Annotated in this window: 23 protein-coding genes and 1 tRNA gene; 13 read left to right on the forward strand and 11 right to left on the reverse strand. The window is 73.9% G+C overall.

Features of this window, described 5'->3' with window-relative positions; translation table 11 throughout:
- Nucleotides 1-127 precede the first annotated feature (127 nt).
- The 4 genes from ACZ60J_RS35610 to ACZ60J_RS35625 all read right to left on the reverse strand — a co-directional run bounded on the left by ACZ60J_RS35610 (nt 128) and on the right by ACZ60J_RS35625 (nt 4164).
- Nucleotides 128-1420, reverse strand: a complete 1293-nt coding sequence (locus tag ACZ60J_RS35610; protein WP_469688329.1) for a hypothetical protein — start codon at nt 1418-1420, stop codon at nt 128-130.
- 271 nt (nt 1421-1691) lie between these two features.
- On the reverse strand, nt 1692-3050 hold the full coding sequence (locus ACZ60J_RS35615) for a S8 family peptidase (RefSeq protein ID WP_469688330.1): 1359 nt from the start codon (nt 3048-3050) through the stop codon (nt 1692-1694).
- A gap of 381 nt (nt 3051-3431) precedes the next feature.
- Complete coding sequence (locus ACZ60J_RS35620; protein ID WP_469688331.1) at nt 3432-3665, reverse strand: hypothetical protein; 234 nt, start codon at nt 3663-3665, stop codon at nt 3432-3434.
- A gap of 85 nt (nt 3666-3750) precedes the next feature.
- The gene (locus ACZ60J_RS35625; protein WP_469688332.1) at nt 3751-4164 is read right to left on the reverse strand and encodes a GNAT family N-acetyltransferase; all 414 of its coding nucleotides are present in this window, start codon (nt 4162-4164) and stop codon (nt 3751-3753) included.
- A gap of 159 nt (nt 4165-4323) precedes the next feature.
- Here ACZ60J_RS35625 and ACZ60J_RS35630 point away from each other — a divergent pair, with 159 nt between their 5' ends.
- The gene (locus ACZ60J_RS35630) at nt 4324-4980 is read left to right on the forward strand and encodes a nucleoside deaminase (RefSeq protein WP_469688333.1); all 657 of its coding nucleotides are present in this window, start codon (nt 4324-4326) and stop codon (nt 4978-4980) included.
- A 20-nt stretch (nt 4981-5000) separates the two neighbouring features.
- Here the strand turns inward: ACZ60J_RS35630 and ACZ60J_RS35635 are convergent, their stop codons facing one another.
- Entirely contained in the window at nt 5001-5552 is a 552-nt protein-coding gene (locus ACZ60J_RS35635) for a hypothetical protein (RefSeq protein WP_469688334.1), read from the reverse strand.
- 313 nt (nt 5553-5865) lie between these two features.
- On the opposite strand from ACZ60J_RS35635, the gene ACZ60J_RS35640 reads away from it, so the two are divergent.
- Nucleotides 5866-6324, forward strand: a complete 459-nt coding sequence (locus tag ACZ60J_RS35640) for a phospholipase (protein ID WP_469688484.1) — start codon at nt 5866-5868, stop codon at nt 6322-6324.
- Nucleotides 6325-6445: 121 nt separating this feature from the next.
- Here the strand turns inward: ACZ60J_RS35640 and ACZ60J_RS35645 are convergent.
- A tRNA-Arg gene (locus ACZ60J_RS35645) sits at nt 6446-6518 on the reverse strand.
- A 332-nt stretch (nt 6519-6850) separates the two neighbouring features.
- On the opposite strand from ACZ60J_RS35645, the gene ACZ60J_RS35650 reads away from it, so the two are divergent.
- From ACZ60J_RS35650 to ACZ60J_RS35670, 5 genes are all read left to right on the forward strand, one after another.
- Entirely contained in the window at nt 6851-8479 is a 1629-nt protein-coding gene (locus tag ACZ60J_RS35650) for a dynamin family protein (protein WP_469688335.1), read from the forward strand.
- Between the two features lie 4 nt (nt 8480-8483).
- The gene (locus tag ACZ60J_RS35655; protein ID WP_469688336.1) at nt 8484-10310 is read left to right on the forward strand and encodes a GTPase; all 1827 of its coding nucleotides are present in this window, start codon (nt 8484-8486) and stop codon (nt 10308-10310) included.
- A 136-nt stretch (nt 10311-10446) separates the two neighbouring features.
- Nucleotides 10447-10854: a single-stranded DNA-binding protein gene (locus ACZ60J_RS35660; RefSeq protein ID WP_407839135.1), complete on the forward strand. Its 408-nt coding sequence runs from the start codon at nt 10447-10449 to the stop codon at nt 10852-10854.
- Between the two features lie 218 nt (nt 10855-11072).
- Entirely contained in the window at nt 11073-12257 is a 1185-nt protein-coding gene (locus ACZ60J_RS35665) for a thioester domain-containing protein (protein WP_469688337.1), read from the forward strand.
- Between the two features lie 50 nt (nt 12258-12307).
- Complete coding sequence (locus ACZ60J_RS35670; protein ID WP_469688338.1) at nt 12308-13801, forward strand: phosphatase PAP2 family protein; 1494 nt, start codon at nt 12308-12310, stop codon at nt 13799-13801.
- Nucleotides 13802-13819: 18 nt separating this feature from the next.
- Here ACZ60J_RS35670 and ACZ60J_RS35675 read toward each other — a convergent pair whose 3' ends face one another.
- Complete coding sequence (locus ACZ60J_RS35675; protein ID WP_469688339.1) at nt 13820-14434, reverse strand: hypothetical protein; 615 nt, start codon at nt 14432-14434, stop codon at nt 13820-13822.
- Nucleotides 14435-14628: 194 nt separating this feature from the next.
- Here ACZ60J_RS35675 and ettA point away from each other — a divergent pair, with 194 nt between their 5' ends.
- From ettA to ACZ60J_RS35690, 3 genes are read left to right on the forward strand one after another with little or no spacing between them, the layout of a single operon-like run.
- Entirely contained in the window at nt 14629-16293 is a 1665-nt protein-coding gene (gene ettA / locus ACZ60J_RS35680) for an energy-dependent translational throttle protein EttA (RefSeq protein ID WP_469688340.1), read from the forward strand.
- An 18-nt stretch (nt 16294-16311) separates the two neighbouring features.
- On the forward strand, nt 16312-16791 hold the full coding sequence (locus ACZ60J_RS35685; protein ID WP_469688341.1) for an acyl-CoA thioesterase: 480 nt from the start codon (nt 16312-16314) through the stop codon (nt 16789-16791).
- Nucleotides 16788-17501: a DUF8010 domain-containing protein gene (locus ACZ60J_RS35690; protein WP_469688342.1), complete on the forward strand. Its 714-nt coding sequence runs from the start codon at nt 16788-16790 to the stop codon at nt 17499-17501. Before ACZ60J_RS35685 ends, ACZ60J_RS35690 begins: the two co-directional genes overlap by 4 nt.
- Before the next feature lie 22 nt (nt 17502-17523).
- On the opposite strand, the gene ACZ60J_RS35695 is transcribed toward ACZ60J_RS35690, so the two are convergent.
- Nucleotides 17524-17928, reverse strand: a complete 405-nt coding sequence (locus tag ACZ60J_RS35695) for a globin (RefSeq protein ID WP_382975836.1) — start codon at nt 17926-17928, stop codon at nt 17524-17526.
- A gap of 139 nt (nt 17929-18067) precedes the next feature.
- Here ACZ60J_RS35695 and ACZ60J_RS35700 point away from each other — a divergent pair, with 139 nt between their 5' ends.
- The 3 genes from ACZ60J_RS35700 to ACZ60J_RS35710 are packed head-to-tail and all read left to right on the forward strand — an operon-like array spanning nt 18068 to nt 20353.
- On the forward strand, nt 18068-19054 hold the full coding sequence (locus ACZ60J_RS35700) for a methyltransferase domain-containing protein (protein ID WP_469688343.1): 987 nt from the start codon (nt 18068-18070) through the stop codon (nt 19052-19054).
- Nucleotides 19055-19112: 58 nt separating this feature from the next.
- Nucleotides 19113-19490: a PadR family transcriptional regulator gene (locus ACZ60J_RS35705; protein WP_469688344.1), complete on the forward strand. Its 378-nt coding sequence runs from the start codon at nt 19113-19115 to the stop codon at nt 19488-19490.
- The gene (locus tag ACZ60J_RS35710) at nt 19487-20353 is read left to right on the forward strand and encodes a hypothetical protein (RefSeq protein WP_469688345.1); all 867 of its coding nucleotides are present in this window, start codon (nt 19487-19489) and stop codon (nt 20351-20353) included. The genes ACZ60J_RS35705 and ACZ60J_RS35710 overlap by 4 nt, the downstream gene beginning before the upstream one ends.
- A gap of 70 nt (nt 20354-20423) precedes the next feature.
- On the opposite strand, the gene ACZ60J_RS35715 is transcribed toward ACZ60J_RS35710, so the two are convergent.
- From ACZ60J_RS35715 to ACZ60J_RS35725, 3 genes are all read right to left on the reverse strand, one after another.
- Nucleotides 20424-21557 (reverse strand): FHA domain-containing protein, encoded by a 1134-nt coding sequence (locus ACZ60J_RS35715; protein WP_469688346.1) that lies wholly within the window; start codon nt 21555-21557, stop codon nt 20424-20426.
- A gap of 124 nt (nt 21558-21681) precedes the next feature.
- Nucleotides 21682-23010 (reverse strand): vWA domain-containing protein, encoded by a 1329-nt coding sequence (locus tag ACZ60J_RS35720; protein WP_469688347.1) that lies wholly within the window; start codon nt 23008-23010, stop codon nt 21682-21684.
- A gap of 26 nt (nt 23011-23036) precedes the next feature.
- Nucleotides 23037-24452, reverse strand: a complete 1416-nt coding sequence (locus ACZ60J_RS35725; RefSeq protein ID WP_469688485.1) for a PP2C family protein-serine/threonine phosphatase — start codon at nt 24450-24452, stop codon at nt 23037-23039.
- Nucleotides 24453-24529: the final 77 nt, after the last annotated feature.

Below are 24529 nucleotides of genomic sequence, written 5' to 3' on the forward strand. Positions count from 1 at the left end.
AGTTTTTTTTTGGGGGGGGGGGGGGGGGGGGGGGGGGGGGGGGGGGGTTTGTGGGGGGGGGGGGGGGGGGGGGGGGGGGGGGGCCCCGGCCCCCCCCCACCACCCGGGTGGAGCGGGGTCGTACGGGTCAGGCGATCGAGAAGGTGACGACCGACTGGTAGGTGTCCGCGAACATGAACGCCGGGAGCTGGATCATTCCGGCGCCGCCGATCTCGAACTCACCGCCGGTCAGTTCCTCGCCGCCCACCGCCTGGGAGGCGATCTTCATCGGGACGTCGGAGATCGCGCCCGGCGCGCCGGCGGCGCAGGTGCTCGGGCTCTCCGCGTTGGTCACCTTGCAGGTCGGCTGGATGCCGATCTGCGCCTTGGCCATGGAGTGTCCGGTGACCTCGTTCAGGAACGGCGTGCGGGTCGCCGAGACGTCCCAGCCGAGGGTCCCGCCGCGGAAGTCCTGGACGGCCATCGCGGTGAACTGGCCGACGACCGACTGGGACTTGCCGTTGATGGTGACCTTGCCGAAGTCGACCGCCGGGTTGCCCGCCTGCGGGCCGATGGCCAGCGGGCCGGGCAGCACCTCCACGTCGACCGGGTTCTTCACACCGGGCTGGTCGACGACGAAGACGAAGGCCTTGTACGGGGTGATCGAGCCGTCGATCCTGATCTCGTCGGCCGCCTGGGTGACGGTGATGTTGCAGGTCGCGGCGCCTGCCGCGGTGGCCGTACCGGCACCGGTGTCACCCGTGGCGACACCGGCCTTCAGCGCGGAACAGGTGACCGCGCCGGCCGGGAAGTTGGCGCCCGTGACGACGACCGCGGTACCGGCCTTGCCGCTGTTGGGCGTCAGCTTGGTCGTGACCGGGTCCTTGGGCAGCGCCTCCACCGCCACCGAGCCGAGCGAGGCGCTCGGGCGCGGGTTCGGGGTGCAGGTGGTGGTGAAGACCGAGCCCATGAGGCTCGCGTCGGTCACCGCCAGGTCCAGGGCCACCTGCACGGTGGTGCCCTCGCTGCCGTCCGGGATCTTGATGGTTCCGGAGAAGCCGGCGGGGTCGAGGGGCACGCCGGGCTGCACGTTGACCGTCTCGGGCGGGCTGACCACCGTCTGGAGGGTCGAGCCGACCTTCAGGGTGATCTTGGAGACGTTGGTGGTCGTCACCGCGAAGCCCGGGATCACGGGACTCGGACCCGGGTCGATGGTGATCGGGACCACGTCGCCGGCCTTGGCGCCGTCGGGCAGCGTGATCGTGTAGGGCTGGGAGCCCGAACCACCCGGCTGGGGCGCGGGTGCGACGCAGTCCATCTGGACGGGCGTCGTCTTGGTCGCGGCCTGCGCGGTGCCCGACAGGCCCACCACGGCGCCCGTCACGGCCAGGGACAGAGCGCCGGCCCCGGCCAGAACTCTTCGTCGAAACGTTGTACTCACTGGGTCGCGACTCCTTCGTCATACGAACCCTCCCCCCACCCGCTGTGTGGGGGAGGTCGAGCCGGTGCGGTGGCCGATATTGACGCGTCGCGGGATGGAGAAGTCAATGACTTGCTTTCGCCCGAAGCACACAGAAATTGATGTGCCATCAGACCGGGGCGAGCGGAGGGCCGGATACCTGTTGCCCGGTGTGCAGTGCGGGTGGGGCGGGTGGGGTCTGCGGGAGGTCCGCCGGGGCGGGGTGCCGCCGCCGGCGGAGGTCCCGTAGGGGCTACTCGGCGGGCTGCTGATCGGGTTGCGTGGCGGGCTGTTCAGCGGGCTGCTGATCGGGTTGCGCGGCGGGCTTCTCGGCGGGCTGCTTGTCGGGCTGTTCGGCCGGCTGCTTGGCGGGCTGCTTGTCGGTCGGGACGTGCAGCAACAGGTTCGGAGTCCCGGCCGGCAGGGCGGTGATCCGGTCCCGCACGGAGTCCCGTACGAGGACTTCGGCCACCTGGGCCGGCGTCTGGCGCGGGCCGCCGGCCGCCAGGCCCCGCGCGAGCACCAGCGCGGCCGCGCCCGCCACGTGCGGGGACGCCATCGAGGTGCCGGAGGCGCGGGCGAGGGCCGTGGCGGAGCCCTTCCAGGCGGAGGCGACGGCGACGCCGGGGGCGGAAAGATCGACGCAGGCGCCGTAGTTGGAGAAGGAGGCCCGCCGGTCCTGTGCGTCCGTCGCGCCCACCGTGAGCGCCTGCGGCACACCGGAGGGGGAGCCGGTGCAGGCGTTCTCGGCCGAGTTGCCCGCCGCCACGGCGAAGGTGATCCCCGACGCGATCGCCCGCGTCACCGCCCGGTTGAGCGCGAAGCTGTAGCCGCCGCCCAGGCTCATGTTGGCCACGGCCGGGGTGGCGGGTGACTTGAGGGCGTCCTTCACCAGCCAGTCGATGCCCCGCGTGATGGCCGACAGGGTCGCGTCCCCGCGGCAGTCGGCCACCTTCACGGCGACGAGCGAAACCCCCTTGGCCACCCCGTAGGTTGCTCCGCCGACGGTCCCCGCGACGTGCGTGCCGTGGCCGTTGCAGTCCGTGGCGCCTTCCATGAACACCGCGTTGGCGCCCCAGCGGGCCCGGCCGGCGAACTCCTGGTGCAGGGTGTTGATCCCGGTGTCCACGATGTACGCGGTGATCCCCTCGGCCTTGGCCGGGTACGCGTACGAGCCGTCGAGGGGCAACTCGCTCTGGTCGAGCCGGTCCAGCGACCAGGGCGCGGGGGTCTGGACGAGAGGGGCGCTGCCGGTCGGGGCGCTGCCGGTGGGGGTGTCGCTGATCCGGAAGACCGCGTCGGGCTCCACGGAGGCCACCCGGGGATCGGCGGCGAGTTCGGCGGCCCGGGCGGCGGTGGTGCGGACGGCGAAACCGCTCAGGGCGGTGTCGTAGACCTCCCCGACGGTGTCGCCGGAGGCCTCGGCCTCGGCGGCGAAGGCGCGGGTGGCGGCGGCCGCGGAGGCACGGGTGAGGCCGTCCTTGAGGACGACGACGTAGGGGGCGGTGGGGGCGTCGGAGGCGGCGGCTGCGGCGTGTGCGGAGTGCGGCGGCAGTGCGGTGGCCGCCGCCAGCAGGGCGGCGGCCGGGAGCAGCGCGGTGAATGCGGTCATGCCGCCGATGCTCGGCGAGGCACGCCCGGCCCGCGCGGAGGGTGCGCCGACTGGCCCCACGACACGCCGCCCCCGGGGGCGCCCCCACCCGGAGAGGTTTCCCCCGCCACGATCCACCCCGCCCGGCCCCCACCCGCCGGACCTGCGCCCGCAGGGTCCGCGTCCGCCTGGTCTGCACCCGTCCGATCGGTACCCGCGGGACCTGTGCCCGCCCGGTCCGTGCTCAGCCGGTCCGGGCCCTGTGGAGGACGGCACCGAACGCTGCTGTCAGACCCCGGGTGCGGTGAGAGCGTGCGCCGGGCGTCGCGCGGCCTGCGTCCGGCACATCGGGAGCGCACACCAGAGGCTCGAGGCCGCGCTTCGGGCGACGAGGTGCGGCTTCTACCGGCGGCGCAGAGATCCAGGTCCGCAACGAGTGGACCAGTCACCGGCCGGCGACAGCCGCGCTCCGCCTGCCCGCACGACAAGAAGCATGCCGTCCTCGAAGGCGATTCGGTCACCGGCGGCCAGGAAGAGCGGACTCGCCAGTTCGAAGGCGTATCCGTCATGGGTCTCGACGTCATTCACCAGCACCAACCGCGAGATCGGCGTGGCTCCGTCAGCTACCAGGCGCATGCGGACATGGTCCTACGCGACCTGCGGTCACCTCCACTCAATTCGGCTCAGCAGCTGACCAACGGCCCAGAGGCCAAAGATCAAGCTAGCGGGCCACGGGCCAGCCGAGCATCCTGAAGACGCCCTCGTCGCGGGCGCCGGCCGCCCCGTACGTGGCCAGCGCGGCTTCGTTGTCGGTGTCGACGCCCACCCACATGCCGTAGCAGCCCCGCGACTCCGCCTCGGTGGCGAGTGCCTCGGTCAGGGCCCGGCCGAGGCCGCGCCGGCGGTGGGCCTCGTCCACGGAGAGCTCGTAGAGGCACATCTCGGTGCCCTTGTCGGGGTGGACCATCTCGACGCCGGAGACCATGCCGACGGGTACGCCGTCGACGTAGGCGATCAGCATCAGGTGCCCCGGTGAGGCGAGGAACCGCTCCGACCAGTCCGCACGGGCGGGCCCGTCGAAGAGGGCTTCAGCGGCCTGGAGTTCGGCGACGGTGCGTGCGGGACGGATATCCATGGCGGCGACGATAGCGCTGCCGGGCGCGGCGCCGACCGCGGTTTCCACCGCGGTGGGGGAGCGGTGGCGAGAGCGGTGCCGGGATGGCCGAGGAGTAGTGAGGAGGGCGTGGCGGGTGGTGCCGGGGTTGGGGTTGGGGGCGGTGGTGATAATGGCTCGATGGTCAACGGGGAGCATGGCTTTGATGCGGAGTGGCGGGCTGCGCCGCGGCCGCTGCGCAGGGCGCTTGGCCTTGCCTACGAGGCGCTCGCAGCCGGGGGGTTGGCGGTCGGAGCGGTGCTGACGGACGCCGGCGGGGAGCCGGTCGCCGAAGGGCGCAACGAGGCCTACGAGGACGGCCCCGGCGTCGGGCCGCTGCGCGGCACACCCCTGGCCCACGCCGAGATGAACGCGCTGGGGGCCGCCCGCACGGGCTGGGACCTGGGCACGGCGACGCTGTGGAGCACTCAGGAGCCGTGCTCGATGTGCGCGGCCGCAGCCGAGTTCACCGGCGTGGGGCGGGTCCGGTACCTCGCGCCGGACCCGTGGGCGCTGTCGAGCGGCAACGGCGCCGGATCCGAGGCCGACCCGGGCCGGCCGCACTGGCTGCTGGTGGCCAATGCCATGTTCCTGCGGAGCGTTGCACTGGCCTCGGAGTGCTCCGGGGAACCGCAGATCCTGACACACCACCGGGCCGTCGAACCGGAGACGGCCGCCTTCCACGACAGCCTGCCGCCGGGCCTGCCCACGGCCGCCTCACCGGAGGACTGGCTTCGCCCCCACTGGGCCGGACTCACGGAACTCGCGACGGCCCGCGAGCTGCGTACACGCCGCTGAACCCGCCGGGCGGGCCCGGGTCAGGGGGCCGTGGCCGACACCTGCCGGACCGGGATGCCGTCCTGCGCCCCCGCTCCTGGAGACGGCGTGCCGTCGGTCCAGGCGTAGACCTCCTTGCCGCGCACCGTGACCTGGTACTGGAACTCGCCGCGGCACTCGGGCCGCTCCTCGGCCCTGGTGCCCGCCGGCCACCACTTGGCCTCCAGCGCCGTCCCGGCGTGCTTGCCGGGCGTGCCCGCCGAGCACTGCGGGCCGTCCAGCGGGGTCGCGCCCAGCGTGAAGCGGAGCAGCCGAGCCTTGCCGTCGGTGCGGGCCTTTATTCGCACGTCGGTCGCGTCCTTCGGTACCCAGCGCGGCAGCACCCACGTCGCCTCCCCGCGCGCCGCCGCCCCGCGCCCCTCCGCACGCGTCGGAGCGTCGGCGGCCGTAGCGAAGCGCATGCCCTTCTCCTTGAACACCCGGTCGTTGATCGTGTCGGTCAGGGGGTTGGGCGGGAGGTTGGGCAGCGCGAAGGCTGCGGTGGCGAGGACTCCCACGGTGGCGGCGGCGATGACGAGAGGGCGGCGGTTCATGTCTACGAGTATTCGCGGCGGCGTCCGTAGACCGCGTCCCTCTCGAGGCTGAACCGAATCTCTGCCGGAAGGGTGACATCGGCTCATACCTGAGTCCCGTCGGGACCACCGTCCGACACCTGCCAGTGCCTCTGTCGGCCATCGGCCGGGCCTCCAGCGGCCCCCGGATCCCCCCTGAGACGGATACCGGGCGCCCGCACCCGCCACCCCGACACCCGTGATGGCGCCCCTCGTTAGAGGACGCGTGCCCCACCCCGCCACCCCCACCGCCCCGGCCCCCGCCGCCCCCGCCCCCACCCGGACCGGAGCCCGCCTGTCCGCTCTCGTCTCCGTCGCCCTGGCCGGCGTACTGGCCCTCGCACCAACGGCGTTCGCAGCTCACCAGGCCCCGCCGGTTCCGCTGGTTCCGCTGGACAAGCCGCAGGTCCTGAGCGGCTGGACGCAGCCGAGCGCGGCCAGCCAGGACGCCTGGACCGCCGCGCGCGGCAACCGGCCCGCGTGGGAGCCGTACGGCTTCGACTGGTCCACGGACTACTGCACCACGTCCCCGGACAACCCCTTCGGGTTCCCCTTCCGGACGGCCTGCGCCCGCCACGACTTCGGCTACCGCAACTACAAGGCGGCGGGGGAGTTCCGGGCGGCCAAGCCCCGGCTGGACGAGATGTTCCACGCCGACCTGAAGCGGGTCTGCGCCCGCTACTCGGGTGCGCGCAGGGCCTCGTGCGAGGGCACCGCGTGGACCTACTACCAGGCCGTCAGGGCCTTCGAGTAGTCCGCCGGACCCGCGTCGCAGGTCCGGACCTTACGCAGCCGCTACGACGGCCGGATTAAGGTGCCGCTCACCTGCGGAAAAGCCCTCCCGGGAGGGAGGGCTGAGGGACGGATGGGAGGAGTGCCCCCGGCAGGACTCGAACCTGCGGCCAAGTGCTTAGAAGGCACCTGCTCTATCCACTGAGCTACGGGGGCCGGAAGGTGGCCGTGGTGGCCTGGAGCCCCTGGATGGGGGTGGGGCTGTGGTCCGTGCCGGGTCAAGGATAGGGCTCCGGTTGCCTTGTCCCGGTTGCTTCACTCGCGTGCCACGATGTGGAGGTTCGGTGAAGCGGTCCCGATAATCGCAGGCAGGTGCGATTCTCGCACCGCTTTTGCGCCGTGGCGCCCTGGGTGTTGTGCACTCGTTATGCCTGCGCCCCACTCGTCCGGTGTGTCCGGGATGTGCCGCTGGAGTAGCGCTCGGCGCGCAGAGGACGTATAAGCTTCAAAAATGCTCCTAAATTGGGCATTCTTCGCATGTGGTGACCTTGGATGTTCGGCCTCAGCTGCTCGATGCCCTGTCCGCCCTGCGCGACCGGGTCGCGTCCGTGCGTCTGCCGCTGCCCCTGCCCGGCGCCCCGCGCGCCCGCCAGACCAGAGCGGAGCTGCTGGCGCAGCTCGACGACTACCTCGTACCCCGGCTGAAGGCGCCGGAGGCGCCGCTGCTCGCCGTCGTCGGCGGGTCCACCGGGGCCGGTAAGTCCACGCTCGTCAACTCCCTCGTGGGGCGCCAGGTGAGTGAAGCCGGAGTGCTCCGGCCCACGACGCGCACCCCCGTTCTCGTCTGCCATCCGGATGACCACCACTGGTTCGCCGGGGTGCGGGTGCTGCCCGATCTGATGCGGGTCTGGGCCCCCCAGGACGACGAGGACACCCCCGTCCCCGCCCGCAAGTCCGCGCACCGGCCGGGCGACCGGCACGGGCGCGGGCACCCGCCCACCCCCCGCGAGGTGCGGATCGAGACGGTCTCCACCCTGCCCCGCGGCCTCGCCATCCTCGACGCCCCCGACATCGACTCCCTGGTGGTCGACAACCGCACCCTCGCCGCCCAGCTCATCTGCGCCGCGGACGTCTGGGTCATGGTCACCACCGCCTCGCGGTACGCCGACGCCGTGCCCTGGCACCTCCTGCGCACCGCCAAGCAGTACAAGGCCACCCTCGTCACCGTCCTCGACCGGGTCCCGCACCAGGTGCTCGCCGAGGTCTCCCGCCAGTACGGGGCCCTGCTCACACGCGCCGGGCTCGGCGAGGTGCCCCGCTTCACGGTGCCCGAGCTGCCCGAATCGGCCGGCGGGGGCGGGCTGCTGCCCGCCAGCGCCGTGGCCCCGCTGTTCGCCTGGCTCGCGCACCACGCGCAGGATCCGGCCGCCCGCCAGTACGCCGTCGGGCGCACCGCGCTCGGCGCGCTCGACTCCCTCGGGCGCCGCATGCCGGAGCTCGCCTCGGCCGTCGCGGCCCAGCACGCCGCCGCCGTACGGCTGACGTTCGCCGTCGAGGACGCCTACAAGCGGGAGGGCAAGCGGGTCCGCGGCCGCCTGGACCGGGGCGCCGTACTCGCCGGGGACGCGCTGACCCGCTGGCGCGGCTACCCGCTCGACACCAGCGCCGACGAACTGCTCGACTCCCTCGCGGAATCCCTCTCGGCGCTGCTCCAGTGCGCCGTCGCCGCCGCCGACGAACGCATCGCGGAGGCCTGGCGGCGCGAGCCCGCCGCCGGTGCGGTGTCCCTGCCGGCTCCCGACCGGGAGGCGGCGGAACGTATCGGCATGGCCGTACGCCGCTGGCGGCGCGTGCTGGAGGAACTCGCCGAGGAAGAGGTGGCGCAGCTCGACAAGCAGCCCGCGCCCGACCCCGACGGGGTCGCCGCCCTGCTGGTCGCGGCGCTCCTCGGCGGCAAGCGGGCCCGCCCGGCCGGGGAGAAGCTCGCCGAGCGGATCGGAGTACAGGCCGCCGTACGCCTGCGCGACCGGGGCGGCGAGCTCGTCGCCGAGCACCTCGACCAGGTGCTGCGCGCCGAACGCGACCGCCGCCTCGCCCCGATCGAAGCGCTCGAAGTGAGTCCCGAACCCCAGGCCGAGCTGATCGCCGCGCTGTCCGTACTGCAGAAGGAGAGGTGACGCGGTGACCGCCCTGACCGACCGCACCGACGACCGCTGGGACGACGGACTGATCGCCCGCTCGCGCCCCCGGACCAGCGAGGACGACTGGCCCGCGAGCGGTGACGAGGAAGGCGACGAAGCACTCGTACGGGCGGTTTCCGGCGCCGGAAGCGACGGCGGCAAGGCCCCCGCGCCCCCGCTCAGCCCCGAGGCGCAGGCCCTGCGGGTCCGCCTCGACGCGCTGCGCCAGCTCATCGGGCTGTCCCGGACCAGGATCCTCGACGGAAAGACCCTCGCCGAAGCCGGACGCGTCCTGGACGAGGCGGCCGCGCGCCGCGGCCTGTCGGCGCAGCACACGGTCGTCGCCATCGCCGGAGCCACCGGAAGCGGCAAGTCCACGCTCTTCAACTCACTCGCCGGAGTGCAGATCTCCGAGACCGGGCTGCGCAGGCCGACGACCGCCGCACCCATCGCGTGCAGCTGGTCCGACGGCGCCGCGGGCCTGCTGGACCGGCTGGAGATCCCCGGACGGCTGCGCCGCCGCCCCCGCGAGACCTCGGAGGCCGAGGTGCTGCGCGGCATGGTCCTCGTCGACCTGCCCGACCTGGACTCGGCCGTCGGCGCCCACCGCGACCACGTCGACCGGGTACTGGCGCTGGTCGACGCGGTGGTGTGGGTGGTGGACCCCGAGAAGTACGCGGACGCCGTCCTCCACGAGCGGTACCTGCGCCCGCTGGCCGGGCACGCCGAGGTGACCTTCGTCGTGCTCAACCAGGTGGACCGGCTGCCGGGAGAAGCCGCCGACCTCGTACTGGACGACCTGCGCCGGCTCCTCGACGACGACGGGATCGCACTCGGCGAGCACGGCGAGCCGGGGGCCACGGTCATCGGACTTTCCGCCCTTACGGGTGAAGGCGTCGGGGAACTGCGCGAGATGCTCGGACAGTTCACCCAGGAGAAGGGCGCCGCGACCCGCCGCATCTCCGCCGATGTCGACAAGGCCGCGGCCCGCCTGCGGCCGCTCTACGTGGCCGACGGCCACGCCGGGCCGGAGATCGGGGAGACCGCGCGCGCCGAGTTCGAGGACCGGCTCGCAGAGGCGGTCGGGGCGTACGCGGCCGGCCTCGCCGCCGAGCGGGCCTGGCGGCGCAACGCCGGGAAGGCCTGCGGCACCCCGTGGCTGCGCCTGTGGCGGTGGTACGAGAGCAGGCGCTCCCCGAGCTCGCTGGCCGGCCTCGCCGCCCTGGCGGCGATCGGGCGTTCCCCGGCGGCGTCCCAGGTGCCGGTCGAGGAGGAGGTGACGGCCCGCCAGCGGGTGGAACAGGCCGTACGGACCGTCGCCGACGAGGCGGTCCGAGGCCTTCCCGACCCCTGGGCGCAGGCCGTACGGGAGACCGCGGTCCGCGGCGCCGAAGGGCTCCCCCAGGCGCTGGACGAGATCGCGGTGACCCTCGGGCCGGCCGTCGCGGCGCCCAGCGCCCGCCCGCCGCGGCCCTCGTGGTGGCCGGCGGCCGTCCTGGCCCAGGCCGCCATGACCCTGCTCCAGATCTACGGCGGGCTGTGGCTGGTCGGGCAGATCGCCGGGGTGCTGGCGCCGAGCCTGATGCCGCCGGTCCTGCTGATGGTGGCCGGCATCATCGGCGGCCCCCTCGTGGAGTGGGCCTGTTCGATCGGGGCCAGGGGTCCGGCGCGACGCTACGGGCAGGACGCGGAGCGGCGGCTGCGCGAGGCGGCGGCCGGCTGCGGCCGGGCCCGGGTGCTGGAGCCGGTCGCGGCGGAGCTGCTGCGCTACCGGGAAGTGCGCGAGCAGTACGCGACGGTGGCGAAGTTGTCCACAAGCCGTCAGTAGTCCACAGGCACCGACGGGTTCCGGCCGTCCGGGCCAGCATGGTCGTACCCCGCGCGGATGGGCCGTGCGGGTACGGAATGCGGGTCGCAGCAGTGCGCCGTCGAGCGCGCCGCCGGACCCCGGAAGGACGGCCGGGATGAACGACACCCAGGTGACGCTCGTGGGCTACGTGGCCACGCAGATCGACTACAAGGACACCGCGAGCGGCCCGGCGGCCCGGTTCCGCTTCGCGGTCACCCCGAGGTACTACGACCGGAAGAAGGAGACCTGGGCGGACGCGCCCACCAGCTTCTACACCGTGTGGGCCCGGCGCGGCCTCGCCGTGAACCTCGCCGGGTCCGTCTCCGTCGGTGAACCGCTCGTGGTCCACGGACGGCTGAGGGTGCGGGAGGACCCGCCCGACGGGGAGGGCAACCGGTGGTTCTCGGCCGACATCGACGCGACCGCCATCGGGCACGACCTCAACCGCGGCACCGCGGCCTTCCGGCGGGTGGTCAGGACGGACGTGCCGCTGATGGCCCCTCAGAAGGCGGCGGTGGTCTGAGTGTTCGAGGAGGCTAGGATTCCCCGGTACTCACGGGCACCTGGGCCTTCGGCCCGAAGGGGAAGACTGTGTCGATTGCCGTTCCCACACCCTCCGCTCCGACCGCTGCCATGGGCATGGCTCCTGTCGGCACTCCTGGCGGCGCTCCGCTTCCCCCTGCCGGGCAGGCCGACGCGCCGACGACGCGCCCCACGTCCGCCGCGGCCATACGGGGCTCCGTGCGGCGGCCGATCGCGGTGGCCCTGCTCGCCGCCGCGCTGGCCGGGGCACCGGGTGCGATCGCGGCCGCCGACGCCGGCCCGGCCGCACCCCGGACGCCGGAGGGAGCGAGCGCCGTCCTGGACGGGCTGAAGACGTACGGACAGGCCCTCCTGCGCGGCACGGACGGGACCGCGCGGCAGATCCCGGCGGGACTGTACGAGATGCGGGTCGACGGCGGCGGCATGCTCCAGACGTACGGAGTCGGCGTCGCGGGCGATGCGCAGCCCCAGGCCCGGTTCACGGAGATCGGGTGGAGCGGCACGCCGCTCGCCGGGAACGGCGAGGCGGGCCGGATCCGCTGGGTGCTGGAGCACTCCTACCCCCAGCTGAACGATCTGGCCGGACTCGCCAAGGCGGCCGGAGCCGCCGCGCTCACCGCGGAGAGCGCGGCGGCCGGGACCCAGGTGGCCATCTGGCGCCTGGCCGAGGGCGCATGGGTGGAGGCCGTCGACCCGCAGGCGGAGAAGCTGGCCGACTACCTCCAGCGGGAGGCCCGGCGGCTGCCCGAACCGCCGGCGTCACTCGCGGTGGATCCGGGCGAGGTGTCGGGGCCGCTGGGCACCCGGATCGGGCCGGTCACCGTGCGGACGGGTGCGCAGAGCGTGAGCGTGACCCCGGACGCGGCGGCCGCGGCCATGGGGGTGCGGGTGGTGGACGCCCAGGGCCTGCCGGTCAGCTCCGCGGTCAACGGGGGGAAGCTGTTCTTCGAGGTGCCGGAGGGCACGCCGGACGGCAGCGCCGAGATCACCCTCCGCGGTTCCACCCGCGTGCCGGTCGGGCGGGTCTTCACCAGCGGGGTCCCGACGCAGGTCCAGATCGTGGCCGGCTCCAGCGAGTCCGCGGCGGTGGCCACGGCGAAGGCGACGTGGCCGCGGCTCCCCGCCGCCCAGGCTGCCGACGACGCGGCGGCGGCGTCGGGCGGGGCCGTGACCGCGATGGGCGCGCTGTCGGAATCCGTCTCGCCCGTGGACTCGGACAGCTCCGAGGAGCGGCTGGCCGCCAGCGGCAGCTCGGCGGCCACCCCGGTGATCGCCTCCCTGGCGGTGGGCCTGGTCGTCCTGGGCGGCCTGGTCGTCCTCCTCCTGCGCAAGCGCCCCCTGGAGGACGGCCCCGCCCCGGACCGGACGTCCGACCCGGAGTAGGAGCGGGCCGGGGGCTGATTCGGATTCGGGGGGCCGGGTAGAGGCAAAAGGTGGCTGATCAAGAACTGACCTGGCGGGGTGCGGTCGCACGAGGCGACCGACGACTGTTCGACGTGGTGGCCCGGCGGCACTGGCCCGGGGCCGACCGGGTGCTGCCGCGGCTCGGCCGGGCCGCGAACCACGGGCTGCTGTGGGGCGGGGCCGCCGCGGCGATCGCCGTCCTCGGCTCGGCCGGGGCCCGCAAGGCAGCCGTACGCGGGGCCGCGTCGCTGGCACTGGCCTCGGCGACCATCAACACCGTCGGCAAATGGTCCGTGCGCAGACCGCGCCCGGTGCTGGACGGGGTGCCCGCCGCGCGGCAGCTCACCACGCAGCCGCGCACCACCTCCTTCCCCTCGGGGCACGCCGCGTCGGCGTTCGCCTTCACCTCCGGAGTGGCGCTGGAGTCACCGCTCCTGGGCGCGGCCCTGGCCCCCGTCGCCGTCTCCGTCGCCTTCTCCCGCGTGTACACCGGGGTCCACTACCCCTCCGACGTGCTCGCGGGGGCGGCGCTCGGCGTGGCGGCCGGGCTCGTCGTGCGCCGCCTCACCCGGGACGCCGTGGAGGCCCGGATCACACCGGGCGACGAGCGGACCGCCGCGGGGGCGCCCGCGCTGCCCGACGGGGCCGGGCTCACGGTGGTGGTCAACACCGGGTCGGGCACGGCGACGACGACGGGCCTCGACGAACTGCTGCGCGAGCGGCTGCCGAAGGCCGAGCTCGTCCTGTGCGAGGGCCCGGAGCTCGCCGCCGAACTGGCTTCGGCCGCCGAGCGGGCCACCGTCCTCGGGGTGTGCGGCGGCGACGGCACGGTCAACGCCGCCGCCACCGCCGCGCTGCGCGCCGGGATTCCGCTGGCGGTGTTCCCCGGCGGCACGCTCAACCACTTCGCGCTCGACCTCGGCCTCGCCGGAGCCGAGGACACCTGCAGGGCCGTGGCCGCCGGTCACGCGGTCCACATCGGCGTCGGCCGCTTCACCCCGGGTCCGGGGCAGGACCCCGAGGACACCAGGGCCGGGTACTTCCTGAACAACTTCAGCATCGGGGCCTACCCGGAGCTGCTCGGCCACCGGCTCCGCTGGGCCCCCCGGATCGGCGGCGGCCCCGCCGCCCTGCTGGCGGCGTACCGGGTGCTGCGGGCGGAGCGCCCGGTCCGGCTCAAGCTCGCCGGGAAGCCGCGCAGCGTCTGGCTGCTCTTCGCGGGCAACGGCACCTACCAGGGCACGGGCCCGGCGCCCCGCTCCCGCAAGAGCCTCGGCGAGGGCCTGCTCGACGTACGCCTGGTCCACGGCGGCGGCCGCCCCGGCCCCCGCCTGCTCGCCGCCGCCTTCGCGGGCCCGCTGACCCGCTCCCCGGTCCACGTCGCCACCAGGCTGCGCAGCCTGCGCGTGAGCGACATCCCCGCCGGCACCCCGCTCGCCTACGACGGCGAGTACGCCCAGGCCCCCACCGCCCTGGTCCTGGACGACCTCCCGGACGCCCTCACGGTCTACCGGCCCCGCTGACGGGCGGAACCCCGGCCGTCAGCTCGGGCCCGCCTCCGCCCCCGGGAGGGGGCGGGGGGCGGCGCGGCCCGACTCCCCGGGACCCGCACGCCATCCCACACCCAGGTCCGCCCGCATGGTGTGCCGCATCTCCATCCAGCGCTCCGTGATCGCTATGAGCCTGGCGTGGATCTCCTCGAACGATCCGTCGGGCTCCGGGTGACCGTCCGCCAGCCGAACCGTCCGGGCGTAGGCGCTGGCCATTTTCTGGGTCATCAGGTCCAGCTCCGCCAGCACCGGGGCGGAAGCGACCATCTGCGCCTCCGCGAAGGAGACCTGGTAGCCGTTCCTCGCCTCCTCCAGGGCCGCCCGGTACTCGGGGGTGGCCTCGTTCTTGTGGACGAGCCACAGGAAGTCCATGACGGCGATCCGGTAGCGGCGGAAGGTGGCGTTCGCCGCCGTGTAGCAGTCCCGTCTGCGGGCCAGCTCGGCCAGCTCCTGCTCGCGCTGCCATCGCGTGCGGTCGACCTGCTGCTCCCGCTCGAACTGCGCAGCCTGCACCCGCGCCAGCATCCGCTGCGAGAGCACCGTCGCCAGCAGTGTCCCGGCCACACCGACCACCGCCGCGCCGAGCGCGATCAGCCCGCTGTCCATGCTGTTCCCCCTGCCGCGGCGCGGCCCCCCGGCCGTCCTGGTCGGAGCCATCCTGCCGTGCGGCGCCTGGCTCCGGGGACCGTTTCAGGACCGGGCCGAGGAGGCGCCGGGACCATACGGGTTTCCCCCGGGGGATGGACGTCAGGCAAGATGGGGTGTATCTGCCCACCCATCGATCTGCCGGACGGTTTCTCTTGGCTGAGTTCATTTACACCATGCGCAAGACGCGCAAGGCACACGGCGACAAGGTCATCCTTGACGACGTCTTCCTGAACTTCCTGCCCGGCGCGAAGATCGGTGTGGTCGGTCCGAACGGTGCCGGTAAGTCCACCGTGCTCAAGATCATGGCGGGCATCGAGCAGCCGTCCAACGGCGACGCCTACCTCTCCCCGGGCTACACGGTCGGCATCCTCATGCAGGAGCCGAAGCTCGACGAGTCCAAGACGGTCCTGGAGAACGTCGAGGACGGCGTCGGCCCGATCAAGCAGAAGCTCAACCGGTTCAACGCGATCGCCGAGGAAATGGCGACGAACTACACCGACGAGCTGATGGAGGAGATGGGCAAGCTCCAGGACGACCTGGACCACGCGAACGCGTGGGACCTCGACGCCCAGCTGGAGCAGGCCATGGACGCCCTGGGCTGCCCGCCCGGCGACTGGCCGGTCACCAACCTCTCCGGTGGTGAGAAGCGTCGCGTGGCCCTCTGCAAGCTGCTGCTCGAGGCCCCCGACCTGCTGCTCCTCGACGAGCCCACCAACCACCTCGACGCCGAGTCCGTGAACTGGCTGGAGCAGCACCTGGCCCAGTACAAGGGCGCCGTCGTGGCGGTCACCCACGACCGTTACTTCCTCGACAACGTCGCCGAGTGGATCCTCGAGCTCGACCGCGGCCGCGCGCACCCGTACGAGGGCAACTACTCCACCTACCTGGAGAAGAAGGCCGAGCGCCTCAAGGTCGAGGGCAAGAAGGACGAGAAGCGCGCCAAGCGCCTCAAGGAAGAGCTGGAGTGGGTCCGCTCCAACGCCAAGGGCCGCCAGGCCAAGTCCAAGGCCCGCCTCGCCCGCTACGAGGAGATGGCGGCCGAGGCCGACAAGATGCGCAAGCTCGACTTCGAGGAGATCCAGATCCCGCCGGGCCCGCGCCTGGGCTCGATCGTGGTCGAGGTCAACAACCTCTCGAAGGCGTTCGGCGACAAGGTCCTCATCGACGACCTGTCCTTCACGCTGCCGCGCAACGGCATCGTGGGCATCATCGGCCCCAACGGCGCCGGCAAGACCACGCTCTTCAAGATGATCCAGGGCCTGGAGAAGCCGGACTCCGGCGAGATCAAGGTCGGCGAGACCGTCAAGATCTCCTACGTCGACCAGGGCCGCGCCAACATCGACCCCAAGAAGACCCTCTGGGCGGTCGTGTCGGACGAGCTGGACTACATCAACGTCGGCCAGGTCGAGATGCCGTCCCGCGCCTACGTCAGCGCCTTCGGCTTCAAGGGCCCGGACCAGCAGAAGCCGGCCGGGGTCCTCTCCGGCGGTGAGCGCAACCGTCTGAACCTCGCGCTCACCCTCAAGCAGGGCGGCAACCTGCTGCTCCTCGACGAACCCACCAACGACCTCGACGTCGAGACCTTGGGTTCGCTGGAGAACGCACTGCTGGAGTTCCCCGGTGCGGCCGTGGTCGTCTCCCACGACCGCTGGTTCCTGGACCGAGTGGCCACGCACATCCTGGCGTACGAGGGCGACTCGAAGTGGTTCTGGTTCGAGGGCAACTTCGAGTCCTACGAGAAGAACAAGGTCGAGCGGCTCGGCCCGGACGCGACCCGTCCGCACCGTGCCACCTACAAGAAGCTCACCCGAGGCTGAGGGCCGAGGAAACGGGCCATGGCCAGACACCACTACCGATGCCCCCTCCGCTGGGCGGACATGGATGCCTTCGGGCACGTCAACAACGTCGTCTTCCTCCGCTATCTGGAGGAGGCGCGGATCGACTTCATGTTCCGCCTCGCGCCGGGGGAGGGCAGTGAGTCCTTCACGGGCGGTTCCGTCGTGGCCCGTCACGAGATCGACTACAAGCTGCCCCTCGTGCACCGCCACGAGCCGGTCCTCATCGAGTCCTGGGTGACCCGGATAGGCGCCGCGTCCCTGACCATCCGCTACGAGGTCAAGGACGAGGCGACCGAGGACGCGCCCGAGACGGTGTACGTGCGCGCCGAGACCGTGGTCGTGCCCTACAACCTCGCCGAGGGGCGGCCCCGCCGCATCACGGCCGAGGAGCGGCTCTTCCTCCAGGAGTACCTGGACGATCCGAAGGCACAGCCGAAGACCGGCGCCGGTGCTCCCGCCGGGGGCATCGCGGCATGACCGAGCAGCTGCACTTCGCCGACTCCGGGGAGGCGGCGGACCTCGCCGCCTTCCTGGGCCGGCTGGTGCACTACGACCGCGCCGCCGCCGTCCGCCTGCAGGCGCAGGCCGGCGGTGGCGCGCTCGCCGTTTTCGGGCGGCCGCCGTCCTTCGACGTCCTGGCCGTCCGTACGGTGCGGCTCGCCGCGCCCCTCTCCGCTCCGCTCGACCTGACCGTCTCGGCCGGGGAGCTGCTGGAGTCCGTCGACGAGGGCGAGTCAGCCGGCGCCGTCGTCCCCGCGGCCGTCACCGGACCGCCCTGGGCGGGCGTGCTCCCGCCCCGTGGCGGCTGGACCCCGGTGGCCGGGCTGCCCGGTCCCGAGGCGATGGCGGGGGCCCTGGCGGCCGCCGTCGCCGAGTTCCGGGCCCGCGACGAGGCCCTGCCCCCGCAGCACCGGACCCGTTCCGAGCGCGACCGCATCGGCCGCGAGATCTGGTCCCGCACGCTGGGGGACACCGAACTTCCGCTGCGCGCCGTGCACGCCGCGCAGTCCCTGGGCTTCCTGCGGCCCGTACGGTCCACCGTGCCCGCCGCGCCCGCCCGGCCCGGCGGCCCCGAGTCCGTGGCCCTGTTCACCTCGGGGGGCTGGCTGCGGCTGCGCACCCCGTACGGTTCCGTGGCCACACGCCGCCCGGGCGGCCTCGGCACCCTGCTCGTCCGCCCCGTCTAAGCCGCCTGCGGGTAGGGGCCGGCTAGCCCGCGGTGTTGATCATCGAGGCGGCGGCGTACGTCAGGTACCGCCACAGCTGCGCCTCGTGCTCCGGCGCGAGGGCGAGCTCGTCCACCGCCACCCGCATGTGCGCGAGCCACGCGTCGTGCGCGGCCGCGTCCACCTGGAACGGCGCGTGCCGCATGCGCAGGCGCGGGTGGCCGCGGTTCTCGCTGTAGGTGTTCGGGCCGCCCCAGTACTGCATCAGGAACAGCGCGAACCGCTCCTCGGCGGGACCGAGGTCCTCCTCCGGGTACATCGGGCGCAGCAGCGGGTCCTCGGCGACCCCCTGGTAGAAGCGGTGGACCAGACGGCGGAACGTGTCCTCGCCGCCCACCAGTTCGTAGAAGGTCTGCTCCTGGACCGTGCCCCGCGGAATCTCATTCACCCGACCATCGTCTCAGACGCCCGGACGGAGGACCCCGGTCCTAGGACCTCCGGAACGCTGCCCCGCACGACCCCGGAGTGACGGCGGTGCGACCCGCAGCGCGGTCGCACCCGGGCCGCGTCCGCAGGACAGTGGAGGCATGGGCGCACACGCCGAGGTACGCGACGTGCGGGAGACCGCGCACGCCGCCCAGGTGAGGGAACTGACCGCAGCCGGGGCGCTGGAGGATCCGCGCTGGCGGGCGGCCTTCGCCGCCGTGCCCCGGCACGTGTTCGTCCCGTACTACTACACCGGCCGCGGCGCCGGACACGAGCGGCTGTGGGCCGAGGACCCCGACCCCGAACGCCGGGCCCGCTGGCTGCGCGGGGTCTACACCGACGCACCCGTGGCCACCCGGCTGCGCGACGGCGAACTGGTCTCCTCCAGCAGCCAGCCCTCGCTGATGGCCAGGATGCTGGAGGCCCTGGACGTGCGCGACGGGGACCACGTGCTGGAGATCGGCGCGGGCACCGGCTACAACGCGGCCCTGCTCTGCCACCGGCTCGGCGACGACCTGGTCACCACGGTGGACCTGGACGAGGAGATCACCGAGTCGGCGCGCGCGCACCTGGACCGGCTCGGCTACCACCCGGCCGTCGTCACCGGCGACGGGGCGCGCGGCTGCCCCGCCCGGGGCCCCTTCGACCGGATCCTGGTGACCTGCACGATCCCGCTGATCCCGCCCGCCTGGCTGGGCCAGTGCCGGCCCGGGGCCCGGATCCTGGCTCCGCTGTCGACCGGGCTGATCGCGCTCACGGTGCGGGACGCCGCGTTCGCCGAAGGCCGCTTCCTGCACACCCCGGCCTACTTCGTGCCGCTGCGCGGGGCCACGGCCGCGCCGCCGGGGACGTACGGGATGCCTCAGGGGATCCCGTACGAGCTGGTGGACAACGAGCGGTTCCAGTTCATGCTCGTGCTCACCTCGGGCGCCCTGCACCCGCGGGAGGCGCTGGACCTGTGGCGGCGCGAGGACCGGCCGGCGCGCGAGCGCTTCGGGGTGACGGTCGGGGACGCCGGGCAGTGGTCCTGGCTCGACGATCCCCAGGGGCCCTACGTGTGGCCCCTGGGGGAGGCCGGCCGGGCGTAGGCGGAAGCCGTATAGGTCGGCTGTCGACATATGTCGGCTACCGAGCTATGGTGCGGGTGTGAATGATCAAGCTCTTCGCGAGCCGACCCTGCTGATCCTCACGGCGATCGCCGATGCCCCGCGGCACGGATACGCGATCGCCCAGGAGGTCGAGAAGATTTCGGAAGGCCGCACCAAAATGCGCACCGGAACGCTCTACGGAGCCCTGGAGCGGCTCCTGGAACAGGAACTCATCGCCGTCCACGAGGAAGAGGTGGTCGACGGACGCAGACGGCGCAGCTACGCGCTCGCCCCGCGCGGGCGCGAGGTCCTGGCCGCCGAGGCGGACCGGCTCGCGCGCACCGCGCAGGAGGCGACCCGGCGGCTGAGGCTCGGCGGGGCCGCGGCTTCGCTCGGCGCCGCCCTGCGCACGGGCGGGGCGGTGGTGGAGGCGTGACCGCGCTCGTGCGGCTGTACCCCGCCGCCTACCGGCGGGAGTTCGGTGAGGAGATCGCCGACGCGTACCGGGAGGCCACCCGGGAGGCCAAGGCGCCCGCCCGGGTGCGCGAGGGCGCCGACGTCCTCGGGCACGCCCTGCGCATGCGCCTGGGCCTCGGCTCCGGCGGGCGCCCCGGGCGGCTGCTGGCCGCGCTCGCGCCGTTCGCCTTGGTCGCCGTCGGGGCCAGTGCGCTCGGCTGGGCCGGGCTGACGCGCGCCGCCCTGTTCGCCGAGGCGGCCGACGGGATCGGCCCGGCCGTCGCCGCGCAGGTGGCGGCCTACCTCGTCACGGTGCTCGGCGCGTTCCTCGCGCTGGTGGGACGCTGGTCGGCCGGCAGCTGGCTCGCGCTGGCCGGAGCGGCCGCGCAGATAGCGGTGGCCGCGGCGCGGATGGGCCTGGGGACCATGGCGCTCTTCGCCGGTCCGGTGGTCCTCCTCGCCCTGGTGGCGGTGGCGTGCCCGCCCGACCTGCGGCCGGCTCCGCGCCTGCGCACGGGGGCCGGGGTGGCCGCCGCGACGGCGTGGGCGGTGGTCTTGGTGGGTGCGGTGCTGGTGGTTCCGCTGTCGTACCCGCTCACGCAGCTGCGCTTCGTCCTGCCGGTGGCCGCCGGGCTGCTGCTGGTCGGGCGGCAGGGGTTCGCCCGTCTGCGCACCGCGCCGGCCGTCCTGCTGGCGGGGCTGCCGTTCCTGTACCTCGGCGGGTGGCCCGGGGCGGTGCGGCCGCTCACGCTCGCCGGCCTGCTGGTGCTGCTGCTGGTCGCCATGGTGGTGGTGAGCGTGCGGCGCAGGCGGGACGTGCGGGACCCGCTGGTCGGCGGTTAGGCAGGCCGACGGCCCCCACACGAAGAAGGCCCCCGGTGAACCGGGGGCCTTCTTCGTGTCCGAGTCAGCCTCAGCCGCGCCGGACGGTGATCGTGGTCCAGGCGCCGACGTGGACGCGGTCACCGTCGGCGAGCGGAACCGGCACGTAGGGCTGGATCGACTCCTCGCCGCCGTTGATCGTGGTGCCGTTGGTGGAGTTCTGGTCCACCACGGCCCAGCTGCCGTCCGGCTGCTGGACGAGCACCGCGTGCTGGTGCGAGACGCCCGGGTCCTCCGGGGGTACCGAGAGGTCGATGTCGGGGGCCTCGCCCGTCGAGGCGCGATGGCGGCCGATGGTGATCTGGCCGCCGGCGAGCGGCAGGTGCTGCTCGGGGGAGTACGCGGGCAGGTCGAGCCCGGCCGCCTCGGGGCCGCTGCGCTGCATCATCGCCATGAAGTACGTGCGGTCCGGACCGATGGTCGCGGTCCAGGCCCCGCCGCCCTGGCCCTGGCCCTGGGGCTGGTAGGGCTGCTGCTGGTAGGGCGGGTGGGCCTGCGGCGCATGGTGCTGCGGCTGCTGAGGCTGCTGGTGGTGCGGGGGAGCCTGGGGCGGCTGGTACTGCCCGGTCCGGGAGGGCTGCTGCAGGTACGACGGCGGGGCCTGCTGCGCCTGCGGCTGCGGCGGCTGGTGCTGCTGAGGCTGCGGCGCATGGTGCTGCGGCGGTGCCTGGTGCGACTGCGGTGCCTGGTGCTGCTGCGGGGGCGGCGGCTGCTGCTGGTACGGGGGCTGCTGGAAGTCCTGGCGCGCCGGGGGCGGCAGCATCCAGTCGTCGTCGCGTTGCAGCGGCTCGGCCGGGCGGTTGACCCGGGAGGGCCGCGAGCCCTGGTAGTCGAAGTGGTCCTGGGAGTACGCCGGCGGGGCCGCGGGCGCGCCCGGGGAAGGGGGCTGCGGCGGCGCGGGCATCTCCGGGGAGAGCGGTGTGTACGAGGTCGCCGTACGGGTCAGGAAGTTGTACCGGCACTCCTCGCAGAACGGGGCCATGGCCTCGCGCGGGGTCCGGCACTGCGGGCAGAGCTCGGCCTGCGCCGTCGGCTCGCCGGTCGGAGGGTAGCCGTAGCCGTAGGAGGGCGCCCCGGGGGTACCCGTGGGGGCGGCCATGCGGTGGCCGCAGACCTCGCACCAGTCGTCGGAGGCGGACTGGTGCCCGTTCGGGCAGGTCGGCATCGCGGCGCTTCCTCCTTCTTCCTGCGTCAACGAGGCAGGGTCTGCTTCTGCTGCTTCTTCTGTGCGGCGGATCGGCGGCTGATCCGCGAGTGGTTCGCGTCTGATCAGAGCGTCAAGCTTTACGTCAAGATTTTCGCACTCGAACGGTTTGAGTGGAACGCGTTTCTAGTGTCATCTCGTCCGCGTCGGCGACCTTTGCCTTCAGGCGCACAGTACCCGCCGCCGCATCGACGACGTCCACCACCTTCGCGAGCAGCTTCGCGGTGTCGGCGTTGCCCGAGGAGCTCGCCAGCTGCACGGCCCGGCCGAGCTTGGCCGTGGCGCCGCCGACGTCACCCAGTTTGCGGGCTTCGAGGCCCTGCTGGATGGCCTGGGCGAGCTCCGCCTGTCCGGTGTAGTGGGCCACCTGGGGGTTGATCGCGGTGGACGCGGCGAGGTCGTCCGTCCAGACGGCTCGGACCAGGCCCTGGGCGAGAACGGCCGGTTCCGCGCCGGGAGCCCCCGGCATGACGAGAGAGGCTCGGGCGGCGAGCATCTCCTGGCCGACGGATGCGCCCGGGACCCGTACGCACACGTGGTACTCGCGGGACTCGTCGCCCCAGGAACCCGTCGGATAGTCCCCGGCCCGCGGGGACGCCTCCGTGCGGCGGGCGGTCAGGTCCTGCACGGCGGGAGCGACCTGCTTGACGTACAGGATCTCCGCGCCGACCGGGGTCCACAGGCGCAGTGAGACGTCCGCCACTTCCTTGCCCATGACCTTCTCCATCATGTGCGTGAAGTCGGCGCTCAGCCGGGCCGGATCGGCCACGATGTCGGCCGTGCCGAGCAGCGCGCTCGCGATGCCGGTGACCTCCTTGACCTCCCAATCGGTCCCCACCCCGCGGGCGTCACAGGTGAAACGGCCCGCGCAGGCGTCGAGCGTGGCCCGGAGCACGGCCGGGTCCTCGTGCTCGTTGCGGCCGTCGGTGAGCAGGATCCCGTGCCGGATCGCCGCCGTGGACCCGTGCAGCAGGCCGTCGGCGAGGCGCAGCCAGGTGCCGATGGCGGTGCCGCCGCCGGAGGTGAGGCCGCGCAGGGCCTCCTTGGCCTGGGCGCGGGTGCCCGCGTCGGCGATGGCGAGCCGGCCCCGGCGGGGGAACACCTCCCTGGCCACGTGGGTACCGGCGATCACCGCGAAGGCGGTGCCGTCGCGGAGGGTGTCGATGGCCGCGGCCGTCGCCTCGCGGGCGCCGCGCATCTTGTCGGGCGGGTACTCCATGGAACCGGAGCAGTCGACCATGATCACCACGGCGGCGCCGCCGGCCGGGGCGACGGACGTCCGGGTGGCAGTGGCCCCGCCGGTGGAGGTGACCGTGACGATGGCGTGGACGTCGCGGGAGCCCTCGGCGAGGAACTCGTTCTGGTACACCTCCACGCTGAAGCGGGGGGCGCTCGGCTTGGCGAAGTTCGCCATCGGTCGCTACTCCTCGAGGACGGGGATCAGCCCTGGGGCTGCGGGGCGGCGGGGCCTGCGGCGCCGGCGGGCGGGGCCGACGGGGCCGGCGGGGTCGCCGCGAAGGGGACGACGGCCACCGTGACGTTGTCGTGCCCGCCGCCGTCGAGGGCGTGCCCCACCAGGACCTGCGCACTGTGCAGGGGCCGGACGGCGGCGTCCTGTGGGAGGACCTGGGCCATGTCGCGCGCGGACTCGGCGTAGTTCCACAGCCCGTCGGTGCAGACCACGACCACGCCGTCGTGGTCGGGCTTGAAGGTGGCGGTGTGCGGTTCCAGCTCGTACGCGTCGGCCCCGAGCCAGCCGGTGATGGCGTGCGCGCGGACGTCGGCGTAGGCCTCCGCCTCGCCCATCAGGCCCGCCGCGACCATCTGGGCGGCCCAGGAGTCGTCCTCCGTGAGGCGGCGGGGGAGCGCGGCTCGGTCGTCCGGGACCCAGTACGCACGGCTGTCGCCGACCCAGCCGATGGTCAGCAGGCCGCGGCTGACCACGGCGCCGACCAGGGTGCAGGCGGGGGCGTTCTGGGCGCCCGGCACCTCGGGCGCGAGGGCGTTCACGGCGGCGGCGGCCGCCAGGATCGCCTCGTGCATGGCCTCCTGGGGGTGGGCGCCGCGGGGGAGGGCGTCGAGCAGCGCCTCGTTGGCGGCTCCGGCGGCCGCCGCGGAGGCCTCGTCGGGGCGGCTGGCGGAGGAGACGCCGTCGCAGACGATCGCCACGGTGGCGGCGGAGCCGTCGGGCAGCGCGGTCGCCGCGACCGCGAAGGAGTCCTCGTTGCGGTGGTGGCGCAGCCCGCGGTCGCTGACGGCGGCGACGCTCCCGAGCTCCTCCTCCAAATGGTCCCGCTCCCGGGGCTGCGCGTGGCCGCAGTGCTCGCAGTACCCGTCGGTGTCCACCCGCCCGGCCCGGCAGGCCACACAGGTCTTCCCCCCGGAATCGCCCTGCGGGGCCTCGCCCCCGGCGGTGTGGCCCTGCGGGGGGGCCGGATCGCCGTACGGAGCTTCGTGCCCGCCCGCCGGGGCGCCGTAGGAGGCGTCCCCGGCAGGCTGCGGCCCTTGCGGGGCGGGGCTGCCGTACGGGGCTTCGCCCTCGGGGTGGTGGCCCTGGGGGGCGGGGCTGTACGGGGCTTCGCCCTCGGGGTGGTGGCCCTGGGGGGTGGAGCCGTACGCGGGCGGGCCGCCGTGGCCGTAGCCCTGCGAGGTGGGGCTGCCGTAGGGGGCTTCGCCGCCCGCCGGGCTGCCGTACGTGTCGTGGCCGCCGTACGCGGGACCCGTGCCCGGAGCGCTCGCGCCGTAGGGGGTCGTGTCCGCCGGGTGCCGGCCCTGGGGCGGCATGGCGTACGGGTCCTCGGGGGCCGGAGGCGTGCCGTGACCGGGGTCGGACCAGCCCTCGGGGCCCGACACCAGGGTGGGCGCGGCGGTGGAGACGCTGCCCCAGCCCGGAGCGGCCTCGGCGGCGTACCCGGGGGCCGCCGGTTCGGCGT

It is taken from the genome of Streptomyces sp. NPDC104226 (assembly GCF_055584085.1).